Source organism: Opacimonas viscosa, assembly GCF_024199005.1.
Lineage (GTDB): Bacteria > Pseudomonadota > Gammaproteobacteria > Enterobacterales > Alteromonadaceae > Opacimonas > Opacimonas viscosa.
Genome location: NZ_JANATA010000356.1, coordinates 1 through 229 on the forward strand (window position 1 = coordinate 1; position 229 = coordinate 229).

1 protein-coding gene is annotated in these 229 nt (G+C 42.8%); it reads right to left on the reverse strand.

The features are described from left to right. Positions 1-229, reverse strand: a 229-nt coding sequence (locus tag NLF92_RS13900) for a hypothetical protein (protein WP_254102868.1), incomplete at both ends; no start/stop codon positions are given.

A 229-nucleotide genomic window follows, 5' to 3' on the forward strand; every position in this document is an offset into this window, starting at 1 on the left:
TTTCAGGCCATATTAAGTCCATAACATCAGCGCGCAACGCCTCACACTCTTCCGAGTATTTTAGGCTACCGTCTTTTTCAGAATCTAACCAATGGTTATCTTTTAGAGCACTGATAAAGCTAGACAGTACGTTCTTATCGTAGAATTCAGGTGAGCTAAGCCCGTAAAGCGCTGATAAACGCTCGGCGACTTGTTTACTTTCTCGTTCTAATGCACTGCGGCTAATTAT